This window comes from Gilliamella sp. X-23 (assembly GCF_057063545.1).
This window is the reverse complement of the sequence record NZ_JBXSQG010000004.1, coordinates 141,553-162,067: the sequence shown is the minus strand read 5'-3', so window position 1 is coordinate 162,067 and position 20,515 is coordinate 141,553. Positions and strand designations below refer to the sequence as shown.

Annotated in this window: 21 protein-coding genes; 14 read left to right on the top strand and 7 right to left on the bottom strand. The window is 34.5% G+C overall.

Annotated elements, in window-relative coordinates:
* Positions 1-97: 97 nt before the first annotated feature.
* Positions 98-988 (top strand): LysR family transcriptional regulator, encoded by an 891-nt coding sequence (locus ACYH9I_RS04415; protein ID WP_091347702.1) that lies wholly within the window; start codon positions 98-100, stop codon positions 986-988.
* A 77-nt stretch (positions 989-1,065) separates the two neighbouring features.
* Here ACYH9I_RS04415 and tolC read toward each other — a convergent pair whose 3' ends face one another.
* The gene (gene tolC / locus ACYH9I_RS04410) at positions 1,066-2,412 is read right to left on the bottom strand and encodes an outer membrane channel protein TolC (protein ID WP_483559199.1); all 1,347 of its coding nucleotides are present in this window, start codon (positions 2,410-2,412) and stop codon (positions 1,066-1,068) included.
* A 139-nt stretch (positions 2,413-2,551) separates the two neighbouring features.
* Between tolC and nudF the strand changes: the two genes are divergently transcribed.
* Together nudF and cpdA are read left to right on the top strand one after the other, a co-directional pair.
* A complete protein-coding gene (gene nudF, locus ACYH9I_RS04405) occupies positions 2,552-3,181 on the top strand; it encodes an ADP-ribose diphosphatase (protein ID WP_483559198.1) in 630 nt (209 codons plus the stop codon).
* Positions 3,182-3,350: 169 nt separating this feature from the next.
* Positions 3,351-4,181: a 3',5'-cyclic-AMP phosphodiesterase gene (gene cpdA, locus ACYH9I_RS04400; RefSeq protein WP_483559196.1), complete on the top strand. Its 831-nt coding sequence runs from the start codon at positions 3,351-3,353 to the stop codon at positions 4,179-4,181.
* 61 nt (positions 4,182-4,242) lie between these two features.
* Here cpdA and cls read toward each other — a convergent pair whose 3' ends face one another.
* The 5 genes from cls to fldA all read right to left on the bottom strand — a co-directional run bounded on the left by cls (position 4,243) and on the right by fldA (position 7,850).
* Positions 4,243-5,706 (bottom strand): cardiolipin synthase, encoded by a 1,464-nt coding sequence (cls, locus tag ACYH9I_RS04395; protein WP_160401925.1) that lies wholly within the window; start codon positions 5,704-5,706, stop codon positions 4,243-4,245.
* 6 nt (positions 5,707-5,712) lie between these two features.
* Positions 5,713-6,168 (bottom strand): acyl-CoA thioester hydrolase YciA, encoded by a 456-nt coding sequence (yciA, locus tag ACYH9I_RS04390; RefSeq protein WP_483559194.1) that lies wholly within the window; start codon positions 6,166-6,168, stop codon positions 5,713-5,715.
* A gap of 17 nt (positions 6,169-6,185) precedes the next feature.
* Positions 6,186-6,731, bottom strand: a complete 546-nt coding sequence (locus tag ACYH9I_RS04385) for an inner membrane-spanning protein YciB (RefSeq protein ID WP_483559193.1) — start codon at positions 6,729-6,731, stop codon at positions 6,186-6,188.
* 69 nt (positions 6,732-6,800) lie between these two features.
* Entirely contained in the window at positions 6,801-7,259 is a 459-nt protein-coding gene (gene fur, locus ACYH9I_RS04380) for a ferric iron uptake transcriptional regulator (RefSeq protein WP_160401928.1), read from the bottom strand.
* A 78-nt stretch (positions 7,260-7,337) separates the two neighbouring features.
* Positions 7,338-7,850, bottom strand: coding sequence for a flavodoxin FldA (fldA, locus tag ACYH9I_RS04375; protein ID WP_091347682.1), 513 nt, complete (start codon positions 7,848-7,850; stop codon positions 7,338-7,340).
* Between the two features lie 177 nt (positions 7,851-8,027).
* Between fldA and sucC the strand changes: the two genes are divergently transcribed.
* The 11 genes from sucC (at position 8,028) to hslU (ending at position 17,942) form a co-directional block, all read left to right on the top strand.
* Positions 8,028-9,197, top strand: coding sequence for an ADP-forming succinate--CoA ligase subunit beta (sucC, locus tag ACYH9I_RS04370; RefSeq protein ID WP_160401929.1), 1,170 nt, complete (start codon positions 8,028-8,030; stop codon positions 9,195-9,197).
* A 27-nt stretch (positions 9,198-9,224) separates the two neighbouring features.
* Positions 9,225-10,097 carry a succinate--CoA ligase subunit alpha gene (gene sucD / locus ACYH9I_RS04365; RefSeq protein WP_483559191.1) on the top strand — a complete coding sequence of 291 codons (873 nt, stop codon included), beginning with the start codon at positions 9,225-9,227 and terminating at the stop codon, positions 10,095-10,097.
* A gap of 100 nt (positions 10,098-10,197) precedes the next feature.
* Positions 10,198-11,769 carry a cytochrome ubiquinol oxidase subunit I gene (locus ACYH9I_RS04360; RefSeq protein WP_483559189.1) on the top strand — a complete coding sequence of 524 codons (1,572 nt, stop codon included), beginning with the start codon at positions 10,198-10,200 and terminating at the stop codon, positions 11,767-11,769.
* Between the two features lie 19 nt (positions 11,770-11,788).
* The gene (gene cydB / locus ACYH9I_RS04355) at positions 11,789-12,925 is read left to right on the top strand and encodes a cytochrome d ubiquinol oxidase subunit II (RefSeq protein ID WP_483559188.1); all 1,137 of its coding nucleotides are present in this window, start codon (positions 11,789-11,791) and stop codon (positions 12,923-12,925) included.
* Positions 12,926-12,934: 9 nt separating this feature from the next.
* Positions 12,935-13,045: a cytochrome bd oxidase small subunit, CydX/CbdX family gene (locus ACYH9I_RS04350; RefSeq protein ID WP_141683340.1), complete on the top strand. Its 111-nt coding sequence runs from the start codon at positions 12,935-12,937 to the stop codon at positions 13,043-13,045.
* Between the two features lie 175 nt (positions 13,046-13,220).
* Positions 13,221-13,616, top strand: a complete 396-nt coding sequence (gene ybgC / locus ACYH9I_RS04345) for a tol-pal system-associated acyl-CoA thioesterase (protein WP_091347670.1) — start codon at positions 13,221-13,223, stop codon at positions 13,614-13,616.
* Positions 13,617-14,297, top strand: coding sequence for a protein TolQ (gene tolQ / locus ACYH9I_RS04340; RefSeq protein WP_160401933.1), 681 nt, complete (start codon positions 13,617-13,619; stop codon positions 14,295-14,297).
* A gap of 2 nt (positions 14,298-14,299) precedes the next feature.
* The gene (gene tolR / locus ACYH9I_RS04335) at positions 14,300-14,725 is read left to right on the top strand and encodes a colicin uptake protein TolR (protein WP_160401934.1); all 426 of its coding nucleotides are present in this window, start codon (positions 14,300-14,302) and stop codon (positions 14,723-14,725) included.
* Positions 14,726-14,752: 27 nt separating this feature from the next.
* Positions 14,753-15,913 carry a cell envelope integrity protein TolA gene (gene tolA / locus ACYH9I_RS04330; RefSeq protein ID WP_483559186.1) on the top strand — a complete coding sequence of 387 codons (1,161 nt, stop codon included), beginning with the start codon at positions 14,753-14,755 and terminating at the stop codon, positions 15,911-15,913.
* Between the two features lie 149 nt (positions 15,914-16,062).
* Complete coding sequence (hslV, locus tag ACYH9I_RS04325) at positions 16,063-16,590, top strand: ATP-dependent protease subunit HslV (RefSeq protein WP_025316169.1); 528 nt, start codon at positions 16,063-16,065, stop codon at positions 16,588-16,590.
* A gap of 23 nt (positions 16,591-16,613) precedes the next feature.
* A complete protein-coding gene (gene hslU / locus ACYH9I_RS04320; RefSeq protein ID WP_091347655.1) occupies positions 16,614-17,942 on the top strand; it encodes an HslU--HslV peptidase ATPase subunit in 1,329 nt (442 codons plus the stop codon).
* 666 nt (positions 17,943-18,608) lie between these two features.
* Here the strand turns inward: hslU and asmA are convergent.
* Entirely contained in the window at positions 18,609-20,492 is a 1,884-nt protein-coding gene (gene asmA, locus ACYH9I_RS04315; RefSeq protein ID WP_483559185.1) for an outer membrane assembly protein AsmA, read from the bottom strand.
* Positions 20,493-20,515 lie beyond the last annotated feature (23 nt).

Sequence of the window (20,515 nt, the reverse complement as noted above, 5' to 3'; positions counted from 1 at the left end):
GTTTTATTTGTTTAATTGATTTGAGTTATAATATTTATAAAATAAAAGATGGTAAATGGCTTTAAAATTGTTTTATTAACAACTGGAGATTGGTAATATGGATCTTTTTAGAAGTATGAAGGCTTTTGTATTGACTGTGAAGACAGGTTCATTTGCATCGGCATCTATCTCATTAAATACCTCTCCGCAAATGGTTGCGAAATATATTCTTTTTTTAGAAACTCAATTAGGGTTAAAGTTACTTAATCGAACAACACGTTCACAAAATCTTACCGAATTTGGTAAGCAGTATTATGAGCGCTGTGTGAGTATTTTAGGTGAAGTTGAAGCCACTTCTATGCTTGCGCAACAGTTTTTAGATAAACCTAGTGGTACGCTTAGAATTAGTGCACCATTTACTTTTGGTAATTTTACTTTAGTGCCATTAATTAGTAGTTTTATGAAGTGTTATCCCCAAATTAGTGTCGATATACAGTTAAGTGATCGTTATGTCGATTTAATTAAGGACGGTTTTGATATTGCTTTTCGGATTGGTGATTTGAGTGATTCAGGGCTTATTGCTCGTAAACTTAATCCTCATCAACTTATTTTTGCTGCCTCACCAGATTATTTAGCGCAATATGGTGTTCCATTAATACCTGATGATTTGAAAAAGCATCAATGCTTGATTTACCAATATGTGAATCAGAATAAAAAAGATCATGTTTGGCCGTTTATGATTAATGGTGAAATAGTTAATATTCCTATATCAGGGACATTTCAAAGTAATCAGACTTCAGCGTTAGTGATAGCTGCGATTGAAGGATTAGGTATCACAATGTTGCCAGAATCTATGTTACAAGAGCCAATTAAGCAGAAAAAATTATTTCCCATATTACAAAAATTTTTACCACCTGCCAAGCCGCTTAATATGCTTTATACTGCTGATCGTCAGCAACCACCAAAATTAAAAGCATTTATTGAATTTGTGTTGAATGCAATATCGTAATAAGTGTATTTTTTTATACATAATAAAAAAGGCGAGCAAATCGCCTTTTTTAACAGTTGTAATAAAAGAACCAATGGTTATTTTATCGTCACTAAAGTACTCACTTCTTTACCTAACATATTGTTTAGATAAACTAAATCGTTAGCAGTTAAGGTTCCTACTGCATATTTTAATTGGAGTAAGCTAGTTAGATAATTATATTTTGCATCTGATAAATTTCGTTTAGAACTGTAAAGCTGAGTTGTTGCATTTAATACGTCAACGATTGTTCTTGTTCCAACTTGATAACCAGAATTAGTTGCTTCTAATGAGCTTTGTGCTGAAACAACTGCTTGTTGATAAGCTTTGATTGCGCTAATCGATGATGAAATATTGTTGTAGGATGAACGTACTTGGTTAATCACGCCACGATTAGTACTTTCTAGTTTTTCACTGAAACTTACGTAATTTTGTTGTGCTTGTTCAACTTTCGATACCGTTGCACCACCAGAAAAGATTGGTAGGTTTACACTGACACCAACATAGTTATTTCCTGAATACGATTTACCACTATGAGCACCAGCCGCTACGTTATTACCATATCTATCAGTTTTATTTAAATTAGTTGATGCATCTAAACTGGCCGTAGGTAAATGACCTGCTTGTGAGAGTTTGATCTGTTCACGTGCAATGTCTTGGTTCAATTTCATTGTTAATAAATTCAGATTAGATGATTCAGATTGTCTTAATAATGTGCTTATTTGTTCTGGCGATTCTGTTTTAAAGGTGTTGGTGTTAACGCTTGCTAAATTAGAATAAAAACGACCGCTTACTTGACGTAAATCCTCGATCGCATTGTTTAGTTCATTTAATGCGTTAACTTGTTGTGCAACAGTTAGGTCATAGTTAGCTTGGGCATTTTGTACATCAGTAATGGCGACTAAACCGACTTGGTGTTGTTGACGAGTCTGTTCTAACTGACGACCAATAGCATTTTTCTGTGCATCAATAAAACTTAATGCATCTAGCGCTTTTAGCACATTAAAATAAGCGACAGAAGTATTTAAGATTAATGTTTGACCTTGGTATTGATAAGCAATATCGGCAATACTTGCTTGTTTTTTAGTAATATCTAAGGCCTTCCAATTTGAAAAATTAAAAATGCTTTGCGATACGGCTACTTGATATAAGTTTCCGCTTTTAGATTTTACTCCACTTGTATCACGTCGACCATGAGTTACACCATAAGAAGCACTTAAACCAACCTGCGGTAGCAAACTTGCTCGAGAACCAGAAATTGCCGCGTATGCTTTATTTTTTTCAGCTAATGAACTGCGTAGATCTGGATTGGTTTCTTTTGCTTGTTCATAGACTTGAATCAAATTTTCAGCAAATACAGATTGACTTAATGCTAAGCCAATTAAAAAGGTTAAAGTTTTTTTCATTAATCTTCTCTTTAAAAATCATTAAAATATAGTAGTATTTTTAATGGCGTAATTTTAACAGATTATTAGTATATAGTAAGCATAGTTTGTATGCCATTCGCACTTTTTATTCAAATTAAGTTTAACATCGAGATCTTATATGAAAATAAAACATAATCCGGTACATTTTGACAAAAATGATGTGTTTAATCTAACTAAACGAATTTTGTATAAAGGTTTTTTTTCTTTATTTGAATATCGTTTTCAATATCGTAAATTTGATGGTTCAATGAGCGAGGTTGTTAGTCGTGAAATTTTGGAACGAGGACATGCAGTAGTGCTTTTAGCATATGATACAAAACGTGATGAAGTTGTGCTAATTGAACAAATACGGATTGCTGCTATTGAAACCCAAGAAAGTCCGTGGATGTTAGAACTTATTGCAGGCATGATGGATCATGAAAATGAATCATTTGAAGAAGTGGCAAAACGTGAGGCAATAGAAGAGGCTGGAGTTGTTATTGGTCGATGTAAACCTATCATCAGTTATTTAGCATCACCTGGTGGTTTAACTGAACAATTGCATATTTTGGTGGGAGAAGTCGATTCATCAACCGCCAAAGGTATTCATGGGCTTGCTGAAGAAAACGAAGATATTAAAGTTCATGTTGTCAGTCGTAATCAAGCTTATCAATGGGTCAAAGATGGAGTAATTAACAATGCTGCATCAATTATTGCACTGCAATGGTTAGAACTTAATCATCAGTTATTAAAGAAAGAGTGGGAATAACCTTTTTAGTATTCATATTTAATTATTTCTTTCATAAAAGTGTGATCTATTTTACACTTTTGTATAACGCTAAGATTTACAATAAAAATTGTATTTCCTGTTACAATGTCTATTTTATTGCTGACATTATTAACCATGATTATAGATTGATAAATAATTGGGGTGAATTTTGAGGTCATTGTTAAAACTTCCAATTCGTAATAAAAATTACGGTAAAATATTACATATAACTGATACTCATCTTTTTTCTGAGGACGATGGTTCATTGCTTGGTGTGAATTCTAATGCAAGTTTCCGATCTGTTATAAATGAAATTGGAAGTAGTAATAAGACGTTTGATTTGATTGTGGCAACGGGTGACTTTGTGCAAGATGGTTCTAAAAAAGCTTATGCTCGTTTTGCTGAGCAAATCAACAAGTTTAATACGCCTTGTGTGTGGTTGGCTGGCAACCATGATAATTATGAGAGTATGCAAGATGTGTTTGCAGATTATCAACTGGCCGATAATAAAATAGTGCAGTTAGGAGATAACTTGCTGATTGTTTTATTAAATAGCCAAGTTATTGGTCAAGCATATGGTTTTTTACCTAAATCTGAACTTGAATTTTTACATAATGCTTTAACCGAGCATTCTGATCGAAATGCATTAGTTTTTTTACACCACCATCCAATTAATTCTGGATGTCATTGGTTAGATCACCATATTTTAAAAAATAGTGATCAATTAGAGCAAATTATTCAAAAACATTCTAATGTAAAAGGGATAGGTTGGGGACACATTCATCAAAAACAAGATTATGTTTGGCATCATTGTCATGCGTTTTCAACCCCTTCAACATGTTTTCAATTTAAGCCTGAATGTTATGATTTTCAAGTATCAACTGAAGATGCGCCTGGTTGGCGAGAAATTACGCTTAATACTGATGGTTCTATCGAGAGCGAGGTTTATCGTTTAGCTGATAATCAGTTTTTACCCGATGTTTCTCAAAATGGTTATTAGCAAGCCGTAATATATTTGTTTGTAATCATAGTTAGCGTGAACTTAAAACTTGTTACAATAATTATAGTAAAGGTGCAAAAAAGTAAAACAGCCGTTCAACTATGCGTTGCCATATTGGACGTTGATTCCATTCTTCAGTTTTTATGCTATCTGAATTAGATAAATATTTTTGTAAGAGCACTGACAGCGATTTAGCAAATTCTACGTCATCAATCACAGTTGTAATTTCAAAATTAAGCCATAAGCTGCGCATATCCAAATTAACAGTACCAACAAGACTTAACTGGTTATCTATTAGGACGCTTTTGGTGTGTAATAAGTTATCATTGAATTGATAAAGTTTTACGCCACCGTTTAATAATTCGGAAAAAAATGCTCGACTTGCCCATTTTACCATTAGTGAGTCATTATTTTTGGGAACGATAATGATGACTTCTACCCCCCTTTGAGCTGCGGTGCAGACAGCATGTAGAATATCATCACTTGGTACTAAATAAGGTGTCGTAAAAATAATTTGTTCTTGTGCTGAATAAATTGCCGTTAATAACACTTGGTGGATCATGTTTTCCATATAACCTGGTCCGGATGCTATTAGTTGCATTATGTGTTTTTTATCTTCTGGCGGTTCGGCAAAATCAGTAATTTTTGGTAGTGCTAAATGTTTGCCTGTTTCTAGTTCCCAATCACTAGCATATATAGCGCTCATAAGCGTTGTTACCGGTCCATTCATTCTGACCATGATATCAACCCATTCACCGACATGTTTATTTTGTTTGAAAAAACGAGGATCAACAATATTCATGCTGCCTGTATAAGAGATGTAGTTGTCGATAATGGCAACTTTTCGGTGTTGTCGTAAGTCCAATCGCCTAAACATGAATCGAAGTAAGTTTACTTGTAACGCTTCGACAATAATTATACCAGCATCACGCATTCTTTTACTGGCATTCGTTTTAATAAAATGTCGGCTACCGGCAGAGTCAACCATTAATCGACAAGTTACTCCTCGCTGTGTTGCTTGAATGAGTGCTTGCTCGACTTCGTCAGCCCGACCACCTTCATTCCAGATATAAAATACCATTTCAATATTAGACGTCGCTTTATTGATATCGTCAATTAAGCGGTCAAAAATTTCGTTAGTTTCGCTTAGTAGTTCAATGTGATTGCCGTTAATTCCATCAAGGCCTGTTTGGTGTTTGCAAAGTTGAAAAATCGGCTTGCTAACTAGGCTAACGTTATTGGTGAAAATATCAGGAAATTCACTTAGACGGTTAATAAATTTTGAAATAGTCGGGCGCATTTTTTGTGCCCGTTTAACTCGTTGTTGACCTAAGTGCGCTTCGCCCAAGGCAAAATAAAGGAATACTCCGACAAGTGGTAAGATATAAATGACTAACATCCATGCAATAACATAAGTGGTTGGTCTTCGTTTGAAAACAATTCGTAATGTTGTTGCAACAATGATCAACCAATAAGTAAGAAAGATCAAAGTGCTGATTAATGCATGAAATGAGGTAAATTGCATACTTAATTAACTATTAGTTAGGTTTAATTTAGTTATTGGGTCTTGAGTGTAATCATAATTCTGAAATGCTTCAGGTAATGGTTTGGGGTTATTGTGTTTATCAACTGAAACATAAGTGAATACGGCATCTGTAATACAAAAGCGCTGTGTCGTATCAGATGTATCAATGACTTTTTTAATCCACACTTCAATGCCAATAGTGATAGATGTTTTCCCTGTTTTGATGCAATGTGCATAGCAACAAACAACATCCCCGACCATTGCTGGTTTGTAGAATGTAATGCTGCTAGCATTTACTGTTACAACTCGATTTCTCGCGATCTCTTTTGATAAAATACCGCCTGCAAGATCCATTTGAGACATGATCCACCCACCAAAAATATGTCCGTGAGGATTGGTATCAGCCGGCATTGCAAGCGTTCTAAGTACTAATTGACCTTTGGGGGTTGTATCTTGTGTCATGCTAAAATACTCCTTTGTTATAACTTATTATCTATATCTTTATTCATGTTTTTATAGATATAGATACCCGATATCAACGATAATAGTAACGATGCACCAGGTAAAATAAATACTTTAAATTTCCAAAAGAAATCATCAGTCGTGTAGTAGGTTGCACCTAAACTAATGGCGCCACACAATATAAAAAAGAAGATCCATAATAAATTTAGTTTATTCCAAATAGAAATATCGAGCTGTATTTCTTTGCCTAGCATTTTTTGAAGTAGATTTTTTTTAAAAATAAATTGGCTAACTAATAAGGCTGTGGCAAATAAAAAATTAATAATAGTGACTTTCCATTTGATTATATTCGGGTCACGCAAATAAAGTGTAAATCCACTAAAAATCATCACCATTAGATAAGAAATCAACTCTACTTTATCTACTTTTCTATATAGAACAAGAATGAGAAGAAAGCATACTGTTGCGGCGATCATTAGTGCTTGAACGCCAACAAAGACATCATACATGGTTAGAAAAACAAAAAAGAATACAAGTGGAATAAAGTTTAAAAGTTGTTTCATTAAATTATTAACCTAGCAAAAAGATGAGTGGATATATTTTAAATAAGTAAAAAGCCTATTGGAATAGGCTTATTTTTTGTGATGAAGCTCAGGATGTTTTTTACAATTACCTGATTGGCAATGTCCATAAAGATATAAACTATGAAAAGTTAATGTCATGCCATATTGTTCAGCAATTTCTTTTTGTCTGGCGTTAATGATATCATCACGAAACTCGAATACTTCACCACAATCTAAGCAAATTAGGTGATTGTGGTGTTGCTGAGTTGCTAGTTCAAAAACAGCTTTCCCACCTTCAAAGTTGTGGCGAGTAACAATTCCTGCATCGTCAAATTGATTCAAAACACGATAAACGGTTGCAAGTCCGATTTCTTCTCCCATATCCAGTAGTTTTTTATAAAGGTCTTCTACTGTGATATGTTGGCATGAAGGATCTCGTAATAATTCTAAAATTTTCAATCGTGGTAACGTAACCTTTAAACCAGCGCTTTTTAGCGCCGCATTATTATCATTATCATGATTTGTCATATTACTTCCCATTAAGTTATTAATATTTATCCATTATAGGAACTATATATGGTAAATAAAAGAAATCGTTTTAATAGATTAAATTTTCATTTCAGTTTTGACTTGATTGACCCAATTATTAATACGTTCTTCAGTTAATTCAGGTTGACGATCTTCATCAATTGCTAAACCAATGAAATGTGTGTCATCGACTAAACTTTTTGACGCTTCAAAGCTATAACCTTCGGTTGACCAGTGTCCAACAATTTTTGCACCTTTAGGCTCGATAATATCGCGAAGTGTTCCCATGGCATCACAAAAATATTCGGCATAGTCTTCTTGATCACCACAACCAAAAATAGCCACAGTTTTACCGTTAAAATCAATTTTTTCTAAATTAGGAAAAAAGTCATCCCAGTCTGCTTGTGATTCGCCGTAGTACCAAGTTGGAATGCCAAAAAATAGATAATTGTATTGTTCGATGTTTTCTTTAGTGGCTTTTGCAATGTCAAAAAGCTCGGCGTTGTCACTACCTAAAATGAGTTGGATTTGCTTAGCTACATTTTCTGTGTTGCCAGTGTCACTACCAAAAAAAATACCAACTTGTTTCATATTTGTACCTTTATTATTTTCGATATTAAAATATTCTAGAAGTATATCATTGTCACTTACTATCAGCAATCATCCTAACTAACCCCAAACATAAGTTATTATTTGCTATACAATTTATTTATCTTGCATTAGAATTATCACCTGTTTTTATATTAATTTAGGCTGTGGAATTTCTTTATGAACTTGCATGAATATCAATCTAAATATCTTTTTAAACAATATAATTTGCCTGTACCTGAGGGGTATGTTTGTAATTCAATTAATGAAGTACAAGATACGTTATCTGAATTATCTTCACAGGCAGATTCAGGCCTTTGGGTTGCTAAATGTCAGGTTCATGCAGGAGGACGAGGTAAAGCCGGCGGCGTTATTTGCACGCAAAGCTATAATGAAATAAAGCAATTTGCAGAAAAATGGTTGGGGCAGTATCTTGTTACTTATCAAACAACTGATAAAGGTCAGTTAGTTAATAAAATTCTAATTGAAAAAGCGTCTAATATTCATAAGGAACTTTATTTAGGGGCGGTGGTTGATCGTAGTTCTAAACGTGTTGTGATCATGGCTTCAACTGAAGGCGGCGTTGATATAGAAAGTGTTGCCGAAAAATCACCACACTTAATCCACAAAACTTCACTCGATCCTTTAACAGGACCTTGTTCTTTCCAAGGTCGTGAGCTTGCATTTAAGTTAGGATTAACAGGCAAATTAGTGAATCAGTTTACAAAGCTATTTGTTAATTTTGCAAAACTATTTTTAGAAAACGATGTTTCATTAGCCGAGGTTAATCCATTAGTTATTACCGATTTAGATGAACTCATTTGTTTAGATGCAAAAGTTGTTTTAGATGATAATGCGCTATTTAGGCACCCAAACTTAACCATTTTAAGAGATACAACTCAAGAAGATGAACGTGAATCAATAGCTGCAAAACAAGGTATTAGCTATGTATCATTGGATGGCAATATTGGCTGTATGGTTAATGGTGCAGGTCTTGCAATGGCAACTATGGACATTATTAAATTACATGGAGGTGAACCTGCAAACTTTTTGGATGTAGGTGGTGGCACGACGAAAGAGCGCGTTGCTGAAGCATTTAAGTTGATATTATCTGACACAAATGTGAAAGCAATTTTGGTTAATATTTTTGGTGGTATTGTTCGTTGTGATTTAATTGCTGATGGAGTTATTAGTGCAATTAAAGAAATAGGTCTTAATGTTCCTGTTGTTGTTCGTCTTGAAGGTAATAATGCTAAGCTTGCGCAAGAAATTTTGGCTAAAAGCAAATTAAATATTATTACTGCAGAAAGTTTAATCGATGCGGCTCAAAAAATTGTTGCTGTTGTCTAATGAAGAGGCGTGTGGAGAAGGGTTATTATGTCAATTTTAATCAATAAAGAAACCAAAGTCATTTGCCAAGGATTTACGGGGGGGCAAGGTACTTTACACTCACAACAGGCGCTAGCTTATGGTACTAAATTAGTTGGCGGTGTGACACCTGGTAAAGGGGGAACAGTCCATTTAGGTTTACCTGTTTTTAATACTGTTAAAGAAGCGGTTGAAGCAACCGGTGCAACTGCAAGTGTTATTTATGTACCAGCAGCATTTGGTAAAGATTCTATTTTGGAAGCGATTGATGCAGGTATTAAATTAATTGTCTGTATTACTGAGGGTATTCCAACTTTAGATATGTTAGTTGTTAAAGAAAAATTAAGGCTAAATGATGTCGTAATGATTGGACCTAACTGTCCGGGTATTATTGTCCCAGATGAATGTAAAATAGGTATTATGCCGGGTCATATTCATCGAGCAGGAAAGGTGGGAATCGTTTCTCGATCTGGAACACTAACTTATGAAGCAGTTAAACAAACAACGGATATTGGCTTAGGACAATCAGTATGTGTTGGCATCGGCGGTGATCCTATTCCTGGTAGCGATTTTATCTCTATTTTAGCCTTACTTGAGCAAGATCCTAAAACTGAAGTTATTGTGATGATTGGTGAGATTGGTGGTAGCGCTGAAGAAGAAGCTGCTGAATATATTAAAAAACACGTAACTAAACCTGTGATTGCATATATTGCTGGTGTTTCTGCACCATCAGGAAAACGTATGGGGCATGCAGGTGCGATTATTTCAGGTAATAAAGGTACAGCAGTAGAAAAATCAAAATCATTGCAATCTGCGGGCATTACGGTTGTAAAAAGTCTTACGGATATTGGAGATGCTGTAAAAAAACAAATTAAGATATAGTTTTTTTGATATATATCAATTTTATTCTGTCATTATCGGTGTATAATAGCCGTCAATAACATAAAAATTTGTGAGTATTTAAGGATTAGAGGGAGCGCTTATGTTAGATATAGTAGAACTTTCACGCCTCCAGTTTGCACTTACTGCAATGTATCATTTTATTTTTGTTCCATTAACGTTGGGTTTAGCGTTTATGCTAGCAATTATGGAAACGGTGTACGTTGTTAGTGGTAAGCAAGTCTGGAAAGATATGACAAAGTTTTGGGGCAAACTGTTTGGTATTAACTTTGCAGTAGGTGTCGCAACTGGCTTAACCATGGAATTTCAATTCGGTACTAACTGGTCTTATTATTCACATTATGTGGGTGATATTTTTGGTGCGCCGTTAGCCATTGAAGGTTTAATGGCATTCTTCTTAGAATCAACTATGGTAGGTTTATTCTTTTTTGGTTGGGATAGATTAAGCCGTGGTAAGCATTTAATGGTGACTTGGTGTGTTGCATTTGGTTCTAACCTTTCGGCACTTTGGATCTTAGTTGCTAATGGTTGGATGCAATTCCCAGTGGGATCTGAATTTAACCCAGTTAATTCACGTATGGAAATGGCGAGCTTTTTTGAGCTGATTACTAATACTGTTGCTCAATATAAATTTGTTCATACCGTTGCTGCAGGTTATTTAACAGGTGCTATTTTTATTTTAAGTATTAGTTCTTACTATTTGTTGAAGAAGCGTGATGTTGCCTTTGCTAAACGCTCTTTTGCTGTGGCCGCGACATTTGGGTTTATTATGTCGATTGCTGTTGCTCTAATGGGGGATGAAGCTGGGCATGAAATGACAACTGTCCAACCAGCCAAACTTGCTGCCATTGAAGCTGAATGGGAAACTCAACCGGCACCAGCATCATTCAATGTCATTGCTTTTCCATCACAAAAAAATAAAGAAAATTTATTTGCAATAGAAATTCCTTATGCAATGGGCATAATGACCACTCGTTCATTGGACACGCAAGTAACTGGATTAAGAGATATATTAGCGAATAATGAAACGAGAATTCGTAAAGGTATTTTGGCTTATACAAATTTAGAAAAAATTCAAAAAGGTAATCAAGATCCTGATGTCCTTAAAGCATTTGAGGATAATAAATCTGATTTAGGTTATGGTTATCTGGTTAAACGTTTTACCGATCGTGATAATTTAACGATTCCTCAAGCGACAGAAGAGCATATTAAAGCTGCTACTGAAGACTCAATTCCTACAGTATGGCCACTATTTTGGGCTTTCAGAGTGATGGTAGGTCTTGGTGTGTTAATGATTTTGGGCACTGGCTTTGCTTTATGGACTACTTATAAAAATAAAATTGGTGAGAAACGTTGGTTACATCGTTTGTTAGTTTTGTTTTTACCATTCCCTTGGCTTGCATGTGAATCTGGTTGGTTTGTTGCCGAGTATGGGCGTCAACCTTGGGCAATTCAGGATATTTTACCGACAGGAGTAGCAAATTCATCATTAACTGCAGGTGAAGTGCTATTCACTATGGTACTTATTTGTGGCCTTTATACATTGTTCTTAGTTGCTGAATTATTCTTAATGTTTAAGTTTGCTCGTTTAGGACCTAGTTCTTTAGGTACGGGCAACTATCATTATGAAAAAACACAACCGGTAACAGAATAGGGCATAGGGAGTATACACAATGATTGATTATGAAATTGTACGCGTCATCTGGTGGGTACTAATTAGTGTTGTTTTAATCGGTTTCGTTGTCACCGATGGTTTTGATATGGGCGTGGGTATTTTATTACCTTTTATCGGTAAAACAGATACAGAACGTCGAATTATGATTAATGCAATTGCTCCCCATTGGGATGGAAACCAAGTTTGGTTGATCACTGCTGGTGCAGGAGTCTTTGCTGCGTGGCCTATGGCATATGCTGCGTCATTTTCAGGCTTTTATATTGCTATGATTTTAGTGCTTTGTGCACTGTTTTTTAGACCAATTGGTTTTGATTATCGTAGTAAATTAGAAAATTCAAAATGGCGTAATTTATGGGATGCTGGCATTTTTGCTGGTAGCTTTGTGCCTGCATTGGTTTTTGGGGTCGCTTTTGGTAACTTATTAGAAGGTGTTCCTTTTAGATTTGATAACTCTTATCGTGTGTTTTATGATGGTAACTTCTTTGGTTTGCTTAATCCATTTGCACTGTTGACTGGTGTTGTTAGCTTAATGTTATTTGTAGCTCATGGTGGAGCATGGTTACAGCTGAAAACATCAGGTGAACTTTATTTAAGAGCTAGAAAGGCTACACAAATTGCTAGTTTAGTCATGTTAATTGCATTTGTGCTAGCTGGTGTTTGGGTGACATTTGGTATTCATGGCTATGAAGTAACTAGCGTGATTGATTATAATGCTTCATCTCATCCACTAAGCAAGACCGTATCTATAAATACGTCATGGTTAACTAACTATATGAATTGTCCTATTTTATGGATAGTACCTGCTTTAGGTGTTTTGTTGCCGCTATTGACTATTCTTTTTTCTAGTTTAAATAAAAATGCATTAGTGTTTGTTTCATCAGTATTAACAATTGCATGTGTTTTATTTACCTACGGTATTGCAACTTTCCCATTCATTATGCCTTCAAGCATTATGCCAAATGCAAGTTTGACAATATGGGATGCATCATCAAGTCAATTAACACTTAATATTATGTTTGTTGTTGTTCTTATCTTTTTGCCTATAGTTCTTTTGTATACTATTTGGTCATATATCAAAATGTTTGGGCGATTGGATAAAAATCATATCGAAAATAATAAACACTCACTTTATTAAGGAAAAGTTATGTATTACGTTTTATGGTTTATAGGACTTATGGCTGCATGTATGTTATCCGCTGTAGTTGGCTTATGGATTGAACGCGATAGTAGCGAAAAAGAATCTAATAACAAATAATACTAATTAAAAAATAATAAAAAGGTGGCAAATCGTCACCTTTTTAATTGTTAAATAGAGTTGTAAAGAATAAAATGTAAATGATAATTTTTTTCATTTGTGTTTTTTATATCATAGTGCAGTGAATTTTATATTCAGATATAATAGCACTAAATTTAATTAGTATAATTCGGGTATGAGACAATTCAATTGGAATGCAAGAGTTTATTATGAAGATACGGATGCTGGTGGTGTTGTTTACCATGCTAGGTATCTTGCTTTTTATGAACGAGCAAGGACAGAAATTTTAAGGCAGCTTGGTATTAGCCAACAAACATTATTACAAGAAGGTATTGCTTTTGTTGTAAAAAAGATGGATATTAGCTACCAATTTCCAGCCCGTTTAGATGATATGCTAACTATCAGTTCTGAGGTTGAACAAGTTCGTAAAGCGTCTATTATTTTTAAGCAAACTATTTTTAATCAAAATAAACAAATTATTAGTACAGCAAGTGTTCTTATCGCTTGTGTTGATATTATTAAAATGAAGCCATGTGGGCTTCCCAAGTTATTAGTTTTGGAGTTTATATAAGTGGAAAATCTGAATATTATTGCTCTGTTTTTGCAGGCAGGCTTGTTAGTACAAGGCGTTATGTTATTGCTACTTGCTTTTTCCGTTATGTCGTGGGCTATTATATTTCAACGAACTATGATTTTAGGTAAAGCTAAAAAACAGATTGAGCAATTTGATAATAGTTTTTGGGCTGCCGATGATTTAAATGTTTTGTTTGATAAAGCAAAATTTCATAAAGAAGAAATTAGCGGTACAGAGCATATTTTCTATTCAGGTTTTAAAGAGTTTTCACGGCTATATCAAATTAACCCAAATATGGCTGAATCGGCTTTAGATGGTGCATCGCGCTCTATGCGCTTAGCAATGAATCGTGAGCTAGATATTCTAGAATTACATATTCCTTTTTTAGGGACGGTGGGTTCTATAAGTCCATATATCGGTTTGTTCGGTACTGTTTGGGGAATTATGCATGCATTTATTTCGTTAGGTGCTGTTAAACAAGCAACGTTACAAATGGTCGCACCAGGGATTGCTGAGGCGTTAATTGCAACTGCAATTGGTTTATTTGCTGCTATTCCTGCGGTACTTGCATATAATCGCTTGTCATTGGGGGTAAGCCGAATTGAACAAAGTTACCTTAACTTTATTGATGAATTTTCTGCAATTCTACAACGTCAAGCTGTTGCTGTTAGGAAGTAATTATGAGCAGAAACAGGCGTTCACGTTATTCAACTAAATCTGAAATCAATATAGTCCCTCTACTGGATGTACTATTAGTATTAGTGCTTATTTTTATGGCAACAGCGCCAATTATTAGCCAAAGTGTTGAAGTTGACCTGCCAGAGGCGTCGGAATCAAAAACGGTTTCGTCTTCAGAAAATAAACCAATTATTATTGAAGTATCTGGTGTGGGAATATATGCACTGATTATTGATCAGGATCGTCAATCTAACTTACCACAAGAGCAGATTGTCGCAGAAGTGAAGCAACAAATGTCACTTAATGACAAAGCTGTTTTTTTAGTCGGTGGGGCTAAAAATGTGCCCTATGAAGAAATTATAAAAGCCTTGAATTTACTACAATCTGCGGGCGTTAAGTCTGTAGGATTAATGACTCAACCAATTTAAATAAAATAATATAGCAAGATGTCAGCAATGTCTTATAAGCCAAATTCAAAATTAAGTATAGCAATTATAATATCCATTATATTACATGTGATTTTAATCATCATTTTGGGGTATCGGGCTCTGCATGATAATGATGCTAACTATGGTAGTGTTAATGGGAATTCTATAGACGCTATTATGGTTGATCCTTCCGTGATGACCGAACAGTACCAAAGACAACTAAAAACGCAAGTTAGTCAAAAACAAGCTGAACAACAAAGACAGCAACAAATAGATAATCAGGCTCGTGAGTTACAAGAGCAACAGCTAGCTCAGCAACAGAGGCTTAAAGAGTTAGAAAGAGAGCGCCTAAGAGTAGAAGAACTACAAAAGAAAGAAGCAGAAGCCGCGGAGGCTGCAAGGGTTGCGAGACAAAAAGAAGAAGCTGATCGCAAAGCGAAAGAGCAGTTAGAAGAACAGCAAAGGCAAGCGGAAAAACAGCGTTTAGAGCAACAGCAAGCTGAGTTAGCAAAACAAAAAGCAGAGCAAGAAGCTAAATTAAAAGCAGAACGAGAATTATTAGAAAGACAGCGCGAAGAAAATCAGCGAAAACAAGAAGAATTAGCGAAACAAAAAGCCGAACATGAAGCTAAAGCAAAAGCTGAACAAGAACTTCTTGAAAAACAACGAGCTGAAAATGAACGTAAACAAGCAGAACTAGCTAAGCAAAAAGAAGAACAAGCAAAAAAGCAAGCAGCTGAAAAAGCCGCTGCAGAAAAGGCTGCGGCGGATAAAGCTGCTGCTGAAAAAGCTGCAGCCGAAAAAGCAAAAAAAGCAGCACAAGCAAAAAAAGATAAAGAACTTGATAATTTGCTAGGTGGGCTAACATCGGGCTCACCCAGTCCATCAGGTGGTGCAGCTAGCCGCAAAGGTGTTTCAAATGGAGAACTCGATAAATATAAATCTTTAGTTCAAAATGCTATCAGCAATAAATTTATTAATCCTAATAAATTATATAGTGGTCGAAATTGTATATTAGAAATTCAAATAGCGCCGGATGGCTTATTGCTGAGCGTTAGTGCAAAAGGTGGTGATGACGCACTATGTCGAGAGGCGCTTGCAGCGACTAAGCAAGCAGTAATTCCAAAGCCTGCAAGTGCGTTTTATAATCAAGTAAAGACGATGACAATTGACTTTCAACCGAAATGATTTTTATACGTAAATACGATGTTTTCTAAAAAATTTTTATAATAAATTACCTATATCTGTAAATGTAAATGTTGAAATCACATTAATCATCCCAATATATCCTCTATTCATTCCGAATCAAGTTATTTAAGTAAAAGAAGGAGCAGAACATGACAACAATTGTCAGTGTCCGTCGTGAGGGGCAAGTCGTTATCGGTGGTGATGGCCAAGTCACGTTAGGCGAACGTATTATTATGAAAGGTAATGCTCGTAAAGTTCGTCGTTTATATAATAACAAAGTGATTGCAGGTTTTGCTGGTGGTACTGCTGATGCTTTTACTCTATTTGAGCTATTTGAGCGAAAATTAGAAATGCACCAAGGACATTTAACCAAAGCTGCTGTTGAACTAGCTAAAGATTGGCGAACTGATAGAATGCTGCGTAAACTAGAAGCGTTACTTGCTGTTGCTGACGAAAGTGCGTCACTGATTATTACAGGGACTGGCGATGTTATTCAACCAGAAGATGATTTAATTGCTATTGGTTCTGGTGGTCCTTATGCGCAAGCAGCGGCTCGGGCTTTATTAGATAATACCTCACTTTCTGCACATGATATTGTGCAAAAATCATTATCGATTGCTGGTGATATTTGTGTTTATACTAATAACTTCCAAACAATTGAAGAACTTAATTATTAATCTGATTTAAGAGAAATTTAACTATGTCTGAAATGACTCCTCGTGAGATTGTAAGCGAATTAAACCAACACATCATAGGACAAGATAAAGCCAAACGTTCTGTGGCTATAGCATTGCGTAATCGCTGGCGTCGGATGCAGCTAGATGAAACATTGCGTCATGAAGTTACTCCTAAAAATATACTTATGATTGGTCCAACTGGGGTGGGTAAAACTGAAATTGCAAGACGATTAGCAAAATTGGCACGAGCACCATTTATTAAAGTAGAAGCGACTAAATTTACTGAAGTTGGTTATGTGGGAAAAGAAGTAGATTCAATTATTCGTGACTTAACCGACTCAGCGGTAAAAATGATTCGCCAGGAAGCAATGGAACGAAATCGTAATCGAGCGGAAGAACTTGCTGAAGATCGTATTTTAGATGTGCTTGTGCCGCCAGCTAAAGATGGTTGGGGACAAGTTGAAGATAATCATAATTCAACAGCAAGACAAGCTTTTCGTAAAAAATTACGTGAAGGTTCACTTGACGATAAAGAGATAGAAATTGAGTTAGCTGGTGTGAATATCGGTGTTGAAATTATGGCTCCTCCAGGTATGGAAGAGATGACAAACCAGTTACAATCAATGTTTCAAAATTTAGGTGGACAAAAAACTAAACCACGTAAAATGAAGATTAAAGATGCGTTTAAACAGCTTATCGAAGAAGAGGCTGCTAAATTGGTTAATCCTGATGAACTTAAGCATGAAGCGATTGAAGCGGTTGAGCAAAACGGAATTGTTTTTATTGATGAGATAGATAAAGTTTGTAAACGAGGTAACTCTTCAGGGCCAGATGTTTCACGTGAGGGTGTGCAACGAGATCTTTTACCATTGGTTGAAGGTTGTACTGTATCGACTAAACACGGGGCTGTTAAAACAGATCACATCTTGTTTATTGCATCAGGTGCTTTTCAAACTGCCAATCCATCTGATTTAATACCTGAATTGCAAGGTAGATTGCCAATTAGAGTGGAATTACAGGCACTGACTAGCGAAGATTTTGAACGTATTTTAACTGAACCGAACGCTTCACTTACTGTGCAGTATAAAGCGCTAATGGCAACGGAAGGCGTTAATATCGATTTTACTCCTGATGGTATTCGTAAAATTGCAGAATCAGCATGGCAAGTGAATGAACAAAATGAAAATATTGGTGCTCGTAGATTGCATACTGTATTAGAGCGTTTGATGGAAGAAGTTTCATTTGAGGCTAGTGAACTTGATGGACAAACTGTCACAATTGATGCTAAATATGTTGGCGATCATTTAGATAAACTTGTTGCAGATGAAGATTTAAGTAAGTTTATTTTATAAATAGCTTAGATATTAGGTATATAAAGGTGAGTTTTTCTCATCTTAAATTGCTATAAACCCCGAGATAATTCGGGGTTTATTTTTTTATTTTAATTTTACAATTTTGGGGCAAGATAACCTAAAAAAACTATAAAAATAGCTTTATTGTTTTTTTATATTTTGAATAGGGTTACTACAAGTCAACTAACGAAAATCCAATACTATCGATATCTACTTAGTTATTAGCAAATGACAAACGGGAACTATCTAGTATCAAACCCATATAAGGATGTAAGATGAGCAGATCACAAGGATATGTGTGTATCTGTATTGTGCTTATTCAATGTTGCATAATAAATAATTTTTTCATAAATAAAAAATTAAATAAAATCAATACCTTTTCTGACTGATTTTTGTTGGAAATAAAACCGTTTTTTATCAGGTATAGGTAATTATTGAGTTTGATTCAGCTGGGATTAGAGCTTTTGAGCTTGTTTGCTAGATTTTATGTTAAAAAAACTTATTAAGGTTATAAAAACAGAGTTACTAGTTCACAAATAAATTTAAAATTAATGGCTTTGTAATTTTACGGACAAAATGCTTTTGATTGTTTTTTTGTTTAATAGTTGAATCAAAAACTCGCTAAAAGCGAGTTTTTGATTAGTAAGCAATTTGAATTTTTTATTATTACTTTTTGAGCAATCCATCTAATATATCAATGGCTTTGGATTTAGATTTTGAGTGATCTTTAGCATCACGGTTTTCTAATTTATCACGAAGTTTGTCTAACCGCTCTTGTAATTTATCACTTAGCATATCGGTGATTAATTTACCCATATCTATTTGGTAACGAAGATTAGCAAATTGTCCATAAATACGTAATGGTATTGTCAATTTTTGCAGTTTTCCAATGGTTTCACTTTTTCCGTTCCAGCCGCCAAACATTTTTAAACTCAAATTAATATCTAAATCTCGCTTTAATATCCCAACTCTTCCTGAACCATCAATGATATCAAGTGTCTCAGAATTCGCACTTAATGTAGAAAATTCCAAATTGCCTTGTTTCAAGTAGGTATTGGTCGAAATTTTATGAAATTGGGTATATTTTTCTTGATTTTCAGGTGTTATGACATCTTTCGAATATTGTGCCGCTGCATTTTGGATAATACTTTGAATATTAAGATTTTTGAGTTTTGCATTGGTTACAACAATATCTAGATTACCTTGTAAGTTGGCTAACAGTTTGGAACTCGATAAACTGTTACTTTCTAAATCTCCAGTAGCGTTAAATAAACCATCTAGATCGTTTTCGGTATCTATCTGACTGAAAAATGTATTTAAATTAATATTTGCTATTTTAGTATTAAGTTTGATTAGCGTATTTTTTTGTTTGCCATTTGCCACACCAGTTGCATCTATATGGCCTTTAGCAAAATCTAAACTAATATTTTTAAATATTGCAATACCGTCATTATTAACTATATTAACTTCAATATTATTTAATGTGATTTTATTAGCATTGAGCTGTTTGATATTCAATTTAGCTTTAGCATTAAAAGTATTTAGAAAGCTTAATTCATTATCGCTCTTTGTGACATTTGATACTACGGGTGAAGTTTGTTGGATAGTTGTCTTTTCTTTCGATTTTTCATCTATTTCTAAAAATGAAGTAAGGTCGATTTTTTCTGAATTTAACTGTAAATCTATATCCGGTTTATTTGCTAAATCGGCGTTGATAGTACCGGTAAAATGATTCTCATTAACTGAAAAAGATAAATTTTGACTGTTTAATAACATTGGGGTTTGTTGGTAGTTAAATACACCATTAATACTACCTTTTAGCTCTTTTGCTGAATTAGTAACGCCCTTATAGGTAAAATCTAACTTTTTTAAATCGACTGTAGTTTGTTCTGGAAATTGATTTAAATCAACAGAAGCGTTAGCTACATAATATATATCTTGTTGATTTTTATCTATGTTTCCTTTTAAGTTGATAGAGACATTTTTATCTTTATTTTGTTCTATCACTAAATTAATATTTCTAAAGTTAATAAGATCATCACTATGTTGCAATACCACAGTGCTATCAGCAATTTCAAACTTATTTAGGTTAAATTCCCAATTAGATGAACTTTTTTGAGCCTTTAAATCAGTAGGCTTATCATCATTGATAGTATTCGAGGAAATTTTAACTTTATTCTTTGCAATATTTCCTTTACTTTCATCGGTAATGTTGATGATCGCTGATTTTATAAATACATTTTTAACTGATAATTTTTTTGAAAAAAGAGGCAGTAATTCAACATCCAGTCTCATGTTATCTGCAGTTAAAATGGGTTTTTCAGAGCCATTATCGGATAGTTTTACTGAGTCGGTTAAAATACTCACTTGTGGCCATATGTGCCAGCGCAAATTACCTTCAATAGATAATTCATAGCCTGTTTTATTTTTTACTGTATTGGAAATAAACCCACGAAAATTGTTAGGATCGACAAAAACAATAAGAGAAACAATACTAATTGTGATAACTAAAATTAAGATAAGTAAAGTAACCAATATTTTTTTGATCATATTAATATTCCTTTTTTAAGGTT

What these genes read in the sequence shown, in the direction of transcription:
- tolR (WP_160401934.1), top strand. Translation starts at nt 14,300, where the DNA reads ATGAGCAGAAACAGGCGTTCACGTTATTCAACTAAATCTGAAATCAAT.
- asmA (WP_483559185.1), bottom strand. Translation starts at nt 20,492, where the DNA reads ATGATCAAAAAAATATTGGTTACTTTACTTATCTTAATTTTAGTTATC.
- yciA (WP_483559194.1), bottom strand. Translation starts at nt 6,168, where the DNA reads ATGACACAAGATACAACCCCCAAAGGTCAATTAGTACTTAGAACGCTT.
- ACYH9I_RS04360 (WP_483559189.1), top strand. Translation starts at nt 10,198, where the DNA reads ATGTTAGATATAGTAGAACTTTCACGCCTCCAGTTTGCACTTACTGCA.
- cydB (WP_483559188.1), top strand. Translation starts at nt 11,789, where the DNA reads ATGATTGATTATGAAATTGTACGCGTCATCTGGTGGGTACTAATTAGT.
- fur (WP_160401928.1), bottom strand. Translation starts at nt 7,259, where the DNA reads ATGACAAATCATGATAATGATAATAATGCGGCGCTAAAAAGCGCTGGT.
- tolA (WP_483559186.1), top strand. Translation starts at nt 14,753, where the DNA reads ATGTCTTATAAGCCAAATTCAAAATTAAGTATAGCAATTATAATATCC.
- sucC (WP_160401929.1), top strand. Translation starts at nt 8,028, where the DNA reads ATGAACTTGCATGAATATCAATCTAAATATCTTTTTAAACAATATAAT.
- hslV (WP_025316169.1), top strand. Translation starts at nt 16,063, where the DNA reads ATGACAACAATTGTCAGTGTCCGTCGTGAGGGGCAAGTCGTTATCGGT.
- ACYH9I_RS04350 (WP_141683340.1), top strand. Translation starts at nt 12,935, where the DNA reads ATGTATTACGTTTTATGGTTTATAGGACTTATGGCTGCATGTATGTTA.
- ACYH9I_RS04415 (WP_091347702.1), top strand. Translation starts at nt 98, where the DNA reads ATGGATCTTTTTAGAAGTATGAAGGCTTTTGTATTGACTGTGAAGACA.
- sucD (WP_483559191.1), top strand. Translation starts at nt 9,225, where the DNA reads ATGTCAATTTTAATCAATAAAGAAACCAAAGTCATTTGCCAAGGATTT.
- nudF (WP_483559198.1), top strand. Translation starts at nt 2,552, where the DNA reads ATGAAAATAAAACATAATCCGGTACATTTTGACAAAAATGATGTGTTT.
- ybgC (WP_091347670.1), top strand. Translation starts at nt 13,221, where the DNA reads ATGAGACAATTCAATTGGAATGCAAGAGTTTATTATGAAGATACGGAT.
- cls (WP_160401925.1), bottom strand. Translation starts at nt 5,706, where the DNA reads ATGCAATTTACCTCATTTCATGCATTAATCAGCACTTTGATCTTTCTT.
- ACYH9I_RS04385 (WP_483559193.1), bottom strand. Translation starts at nt 6,731, where the DNA reads ATGAAACAACTTTTAAACTTTATTCCACTTGTATTCTTTTTTGTTTTT.
- hslU (WP_091347655.1), top strand. Translation starts at nt 16,614, where the DNA reads ATGTCTGAAATGACTCCTCGTGAGATTGTAAGCGAATTAAACCAACAC.
- fldA (WP_091347682.1), bottom strand. Translation starts at nt 7,850, where the DNA reads ATGAAACAAGTTGGTATTTTTTTTGGTAGTGACACTGGCAACACAGAA.
- tolC (WP_483559199.1), bottom strand. Translation starts at nt 2,412, where the DNA reads ATGAAAAAAACTTTAACCTTTTTAATTGGCTTAGCATTAAGTCAATCT.